Below are 6207 nucleotides of genomic sequence, written 5' to 3' on the forward strand. Positions count from 1 at the left end.
GCGCATCTGCTTCTGGTTCTGTCACGGACACGCAGCAGCACGAACCTCCGATGGGCTCCGGCCACCAGCAGCACGGACTCGCCGTTCCCCGAGCCCCTGGCGGTGCTCTCCCGAGTCCCTGACGGTGCTATCTCGCTGAACCGCCCCGCCCGCGCCGTCTTGAGCGGGACGGGGCGCGGGCGGGGCGGGGTCGGTGGGGTTCAGACGGCGGCGACGGCGGCCAGGTGGTCGGGCATCTCGCCGCCGCTGTCCAGGAAGTGGGTGAGCGGCAGCGTCGCCGCGCCGAGCGTCACCGCGTCCGGCCCGAGGTCGGAGAGGGTGATGGTGGTGCGGGAGCGGGGGTAGGCGAGGGCGTAGCGGGTCGCGGCCTCGCCGATCGCGGGGAGCAGCCGGGGGCCGAGCAGCAGTCCGGCCCAGCCGCCGATGACGATCCGTTCGGGGTTGAACAGGTTGACCAGGTCGGCGATGGAGGCGCCGAGCAGTTCGGCGGCCTCGTCGAGCAGGGCGACGGCGTCGGGCTGGCCCTCCTCGGCGGCGTGCAGCAGCGCGGCCAGGCCGGCCTTCTCGCTGGTGCCGGGCACGGTGCCGTCCCAGCGTTCGACCAGGGCCTCGGCGCCGACGTACGCCTCCAGGCAGCCGCGCGAGCCGCATCGGCAGGGGCGGCCGCCGACGTGCACCTTGGTGTGGCCCCACTCGCCGGCCGAGCTGGTGGCGCCGCGGAAGCGGACGCCGTCGGCGATGACGCAGGCGCCGACGCCGGAGCCGAACAGGGCGACCACGGCGTGCCGGCTGCCGCGCCCGGCGCCGAACCACATCTCGGCCTGGCCGAGGGTCTTGGCGCCGTTGTCGACGTACAGCGGCAGCGGGGTGTGCTCGCGCAGCATCCGGCCGAACGGGACGGCGTCCCAGCCGAAGGTCTGGCCGTGCACGACGGTGTCGGCGCCGGGGTCGGCGCCGGTGCCCTGCTCGACGATGCCGGGGACTCCTATCCCGATACCGAGCACGTTCTCGGCGGGGACGCCGGCGGCGGCGAGCACCTGGTCGAGGCCGCTGGCGATCATCCGGACGACCCGCTCGGGGTCGTGCGCGGCGAGCAGCGGCTGGTCGGCGGAGGCGAGTTCGGTCAGCGCGAGGTCGAACAGGGTGACCCTGACCTGCGTCTCGCCGATGTCGATGCCGACCAGGTGGGCCTGGCCGGGGGTGACCCGGAGCAGGATGCGGGGGCGGCCGCCGTCGGACTCCACGGAGCCGCACTCCTCGATCAGGCCGTCGGCGAGCAGTTCGCCCGTCACGTTGCTGACCGATCCGGCGCTCAGTCCGGTGGCGGTGCCCAGCTCCTGGCGGCTCAGCGGACCGTGGAAGTACAGGTGCCGCAGTAGCGTGGAACGGCTGCTCCGGCGCAGGTCGCGGACGGTCTGCTTGCCTCGCGGTGTCATCGGTGTCCCTTCTTCGTTGCAGAATCTACGCCGTCGCGCCTCTTGACGTCTACTTTTCTCAGACGTTAAATCTCGGCGTGAAGTAAGCAGTTTCCACTGCCTCTTCACCCCCACGAGACGACAGCCCGAGAGGGGCTCCTCCCATGCGCACCCACCGGATCTCCGCCGCCCTCGCCCTGACCGCCGCGATCGTCCTGACCGCCTCCGCCTGTGGCGGCGGCGACAGCGGCGGCGGCAGCAACTCCAGCCCGAAGACCCTCACCTACTGGGCCTCCAACCAGGGCAGCAGCCTGGAGAACGACAAGGCCGTGCTGGAGCCCGAGCTCAAGAAGTTCGAGCAGCAGACCGGCATCAAGGTCAACCTCGAGGTCATCCCCTGGTCCGACCTGCTGAACAGAATCCTGGCCGCCACCGCGTCCGGCCAGGGCCCGGACGTGCTGAACATCGGCAACACCTGGTCCGCCTCCCTCCAGGCCACCGGTGCGCTGCTCCCGTTCGACCAGGCCACCTTCGACAAGATCGGCGGCAAGGACCGCTTCCTGGAGTCGACCATCGCCTCGGCCGGCGCCAAGGGCAAGGACCCGGCGGCCGTCCCGCTGTACTCGATGGCCTACGGCCTGTACTACAACAAGAAGCTGTTCCAGGCGGCCGGGATCGCCAACCCGCCCGCCACCTGGGAGGAGCTCGTCGAGGACGGCAAGAAGCTGACCCACGACGACAAGTACGGCATCGCGATCGAGGGCGGCAACGTCTCGGAGAACGTGCACAACGTCTTCACCCTCGGCATGCAGCACGGCACCGGCTTCTTCGACGCCTCGGGCAAGCCGGCCTTCGACAGCGCGGAGTCCGTCGCCGCGGTCAAGCAGTACGTGGACTTCATCGCCAACGACAAGATCGCCGCCCCCGGCAACGCCGAGTACGCGGCCAACCAGTCGGTGACCGACTTCGCCAGCGGCAAGGCCGCGATGCTGATGTGGCAGTCCGCGGGCGCCAACCTCAAGTCGCACGGCATGAACCCGGACGACTACGGCGTCGTCCCGGTCCCGGCCCCGGCCGGCGCCACCGGCGACAAGGCCACCACCTCCATGGTGGCCGGCATCAACATGGCGGTCTTCAAGAACACCAAGAACCTCGACGGCGCCCTGAACTTCGTGAAGTTCATGACCAGCGACGAGGAGCAGAAGACCCTCAACGGCACCTACGGCTCGCTGCCGCCGGTCAAGGCCGCGCAGTCCGACGCCGCGTTCTCCACCCCGGAGCTGCAGACCCTCGCGGGCGTCCTGCAGAAGAGCGCCGCGCCGCTCCCGCAGGTCCCGTCCGAGAGCCAGTTCGAGACGCTGATCGGCACCGCGGTCAAGAACCTGCTGGCGTCCGCCGCCGCGGGCAAGCCGATCACCGAGGCCACGGTCAAGGACGAGCTGTCCAAGGCCCAGCAGCAGATGCCGGCGAGCTGACGAACGTGTCCGAGAAAGTGATCGACCGCAAGGCCGTCGGCAACGGCAAGGAGGCCGCCCCGAAGGGGGCGGCCCCCGCCCGCCGGCGCATCCGTGAGAAGTTCGGGCGCAGCGCACTGCCCTACCTGCTGCTGCTCCCGGCCCTGCTGGCCGAGCTGCTGATCCACCTGGTGCCGATGGTCACCGGCATCGTGATGGCCTTCAAGCAGCTCACCCAGTTCTTCATCCGCGACTGGGGCTCGGCGCCCTGGTCCGGCTTCGACAACTTCAAGGTGGCGCTGGACTTCAACGCCCCGGTCGGCAAGGCGCTGCTGCACTCGTTCTGGGTGACCTGCATGTTCACCGTGCTGTCGGTGGGCCTGTCCTGGCTGATCGGCGTCACCGCCTCGATCTTCACCCAGGACGCGTTCCGCGGCCGCGGCCTGCTGCGGGCGGCGTTCATGCTCCCGTACGCGCTGCCGGTGTTCGCCGCCGTGATCACCTGGTCGTTCATGTTCCAGCGGGACACCGGCCTGATCAACCACGTGCTGCACGACCAGCTGCACCTGACCAGCGACAAGCCGTTCTGGCTGATCGGCGACAACAGCTTCTGGGCGCTGCTGACCGTCTCGGTCTGGAAGTCCTGGCCGTTCGCCTTCCTCACCCTCACCGCGGGCCTGCAGAACATCCCGCGCGAGCTGTACGAGGCCGCCTCGCTGGACGGCGCCGGCGTGTGGCAGCAGATCCGCCGGATCACCCTGCCCTCGCTGCGCCCGGTCAACCTGGTGCTGGTGCTGGTGCTGTTCCTGTGGACGTTCAACGACTTCAACACGCCGTTCGTGCTGTTCGGCAAGTCCGCCCCGCAGGCCGCGGACCTGATCTCGATCCACATCTACCAGTCCTCCTTCATCACCTGGAACTTCGGCCAGGGCTCCGCGATGTCGGTCCTGCTGCTGCTGTTCCTGCTCCTGGTGACCGCGGTCTACCTGCTCGCCACCAACCGCCGTCGGGAGGACGCAGAATGATCAACCCGCCCGCCTCCTACCGCTGGCTGCGCCGCGTCGTGCTGCTGGTGCTGGCCGTCTTCACGCTGACCCCGGTCGCGGTGATGCTGAGCTCCTCGCTCAAGCCGCTCCAGGACGTCCAGGGCCCGTGGCGCTGGCTGCCCAGCCACCTGACCTTCCGGCCGTACATCGACATCTGGAAGACCGTCCCGCTCGCGAAGTACTTCACCAACTCGCTGATCGTCGCGGGCTCGGCCACCGCCCTGTCCGTGCTGATCGCGCTGCTGGCCGGCTACGCGGTGAGCCGCTACCGGTTCCGCGGCAAGAAGATCTTCACGATCACCGTGCTGTCCACCCAGATGTTCCCCGGCATCCTGTTCCTGCTGCCGCTGTTCCTGATCTTCGTCAACATCGGCAACTCGACCGGCATCGCGCTCTACGGCAGCCGCGGCGGCCTGATCCTCACCTACCTGACCTTCTCGCTGCCGTTCTCCATCTGGATGCTGGCCGGGTACCTGGACTCCATCCCGCGCGACCTCGACGAGGCCGCCGCCGTCGACGGCTGCGGGCCGATCCGCACCCTGGTGCAGATCATCGTCCCGGCCGCCCTGCCCGGCATCATCGCGGTCGCCGTGTACGCCTTCATGACCGCCTGGGGCGAGGTGCTGTTCGCCTCCGTCATGACCAACGACCAGACCCGCACGCTGGCCGTCGGGCTCCAGGGGTACGCCACGCAGACCGACGTCTACTGGAACCAGGTGATGGCCGCCTCGCTGGTCGTCAGCCTCCCCGTGGTCGCCGGATTCCTGCTGCTGCAGCGCTACCTGGTGGCCGGTCTGACCGCCGGTGCCGTCAAGTGAGGCACCGTCAGGGTGCCGTCAACTGACGCCCCGGTAGGACCGCCGCCCCCACACCCTCGAAAGGACCACCCGTGAACCACCTCGACGCGCTGCCGGCCAACTTCCGCTGGGGCGCCGCCACCGCCGCCTACCAGATCGAGGGCGCCGCGAGCACCGACGGCCGCGCGCCGTCGATCTGGGACACCTTCTCGCACACCCCCGGGAAGATCGACAACAACGACAACGGCGACGTGGCCTGCGACCACTACCACCGCTGGCCGCAGGACCTCGACCTCGCCAAGAACCTCGGCCTGGACGCCTACCGCTTCTCCATCGCCTGGCCCCGCGTGGTGCCGCTCGCCGACGGCAAGGTCAACGCGGCCGGCCTCGACTTCTACGACCGCCTGGTCGACGGCATGCTGGAGCGCGGCCTCACCCCGTTCCCCACCCTCTACCACTGGGACCTCCCGCAGGCCCAGCAGGACCGCGGCGGCTGGCCCGAGCGCTCCACCGCCGAGCGCTTCGCCGAGTACGCGGCCGTCGTCGCCGAGCGCCTCGGCGACCGCGTCCGCGACTGGTGCACCCTCAACGAGCCGCTCTGCTCCTCCTGGATCGGCCACCTCGAGGGCAAGATGGCCCCCGGCGTCACCGACCTGACCGCCGCCGTCCGCACCTCCTACCACCTGCACCTCGGCCACGGCCTCGCCGTCCAGGCGCTGCGCGCCGCCGTCCCCGGCGCCCGGATCGGCATCGTCAACAACCTCTCCACCATCGAGCCCGCCACGCAGTCCGACGCCGACATCGCGGCCGCCCTGCGTGCCGACGGCCACATCAACCGCTGGTGGCTCGACCCGGTCCTCGGCCGCGGCTACCCGCAGGACATGCTCGACCTGTACGGCGTCGAACTCCCGGTCCGGGAGGGCGACATGGAGCTGATCTCGGCCCCGCTCGACTGGGTCGGCCTCAACTACTACTTCCGCCAGATCGTCGAGGACGACCCGACCGGCGCCGTCCCGAACTTCCGCCAGGTCCCCGGCCCCAACCCCGAGCACACCGCCATGGACTGGGAGGTGCACGCCCCCGGCATCGAGGAGCTCCTGCTGCGCCTCACCGAGGACTACGGCGTCCGCGAGATCTACGTCACCGAGAACGGCTCCGCCTACCGGGACACCGTCACCTCCGACGGCCGCGTCGACGACCCCGAGCGCACCGCCTACCTGGAGGCCCACCTCGCCGCCTGCGCCCGCGCCGTCGCCAAGGGCGCCCCGCTGGCCGGCTACTTCGCCTGGTCCCTGCTCGACAACTTCGAGTGGGCGTACGGCTACGACAAGCGCTTCGGCCTCGTCCACGTCGACTACGACACCCAGGTCCGCACCCTCAAGTCCAGCGGCGAACGCTACGCCCAGCTCATCGCCGCCCACCGCGCCCGCGCCTGACGGCCATTTTGACGGGGGAGCACAGCGGGGCCCCGGGAGCGTCCGACGCGCCCCGGGGC

5 protein-coding genes are annotated in these 6207 nt (G+C 70.2%); 4 read left to right on the forward strand and 1 reads right to left on the reverse strand.

The window, feature by feature from the left end; translation table 11 throughout:
- Positions 1–200: 200 nt before the first annotated feature.
- Complete coding sequence (locus tag ACFUEL_RS32800) at positions 201–1436, reverse strand: ROK family protein (RefSeq protein WP_380240733.1); 1236 nt, start codon at positions 1434–1436, stop codon at positions 201–203.
- Positions 1437–1579: 143 nt separating this feature from the next.
- Between ACFUEL_RS32800 and ACFUEL_RS32805 the strand changes: the two genes are divergently transcribed.
- From ACFUEL_RS32805 to ACFUEL_RS32820, 4 genes are all read left to right on the forward strand, one after another.
- The gene (locus ACFUEL_RS32805) at positions 1580–2890 is read left to right on the forward strand and encodes an ABC transporter substrate-binding protein (protein WP_380240735.1); all 1311 of its coding nucleotides are present in this window, start codon (positions 1580–1582) and stop codon (positions 2888–2890) included.
- 5 nt (positions 2891–2895) lie between these two features.
- On the forward strand, positions 2896–3894 hold the full coding sequence (locus ACFUEL_RS32810) for a carbohydrate ABC transporter permease (protein WP_380240737.1): 999 nt from the start codon (positions 2896–2898) through the stop codon (positions 3892–3894).
- A complete protein-coding gene (locus tag ACFUEL_RS32815; RefSeq protein ID WP_380240739.1) occupies positions 3891–4733 on the forward strand; it encodes a carbohydrate ABC transporter permease in 843 nt (280 codons plus the stop codon). The genes ACFUEL_RS32810 and ACFUEL_RS32815 overlap by 4 nt, the downstream gene beginning before the upstream one ends.
- Before the next feature lie 71 nt (positions 4734–4804).
- Positions 4805–6148 carry a GH1 family beta-glucosidase gene (locus tag ACFUEL_RS32820; protein ID WP_380240741.1) on the forward strand — a complete coding sequence of 448 codons (1344 nt, stop codon included), beginning with the start codon at positions 4805–4807 and terminating at the stop codon, positions 6146–6148.
- Positions 6149–6207: the final 59 nt, after the last annotated feature.

The organism is Kitasatospora sp. NPDC057198 (genome assembly GCF_042670125.1).
In the GTDB taxonomy this organism is placed as follows: domain Bacteria; phylum Actinomycetota; class Actinomycetes; order Streptomycetales; family Streptomycetaceae; genus Kitasatospora.

Coding starts and splice junctions, on each gene's coding strand:
- ACFUEL_RS32800 (WP_380240733.1), bottom strand. CDS start 1,436: ATGACACCGCGAGGCAAGCAGACCGTCCGCGACCTGCGCCGGAGCAGC.
- ACFUEL_RS32805 (WP_380240735.1), top strand. CDS start 1,580: ATGCGCACCCACCGGATCTCCGCCGCCCTCGCCCTGACCGCCGCGATC.
- ACFUEL_RS32815 (WP_380240739.1), top strand. CDS start 3,891: ATGATCAACCCGCCCGCCTCCTACCGCTGGCTGCGCCGCGTCGTGCTG.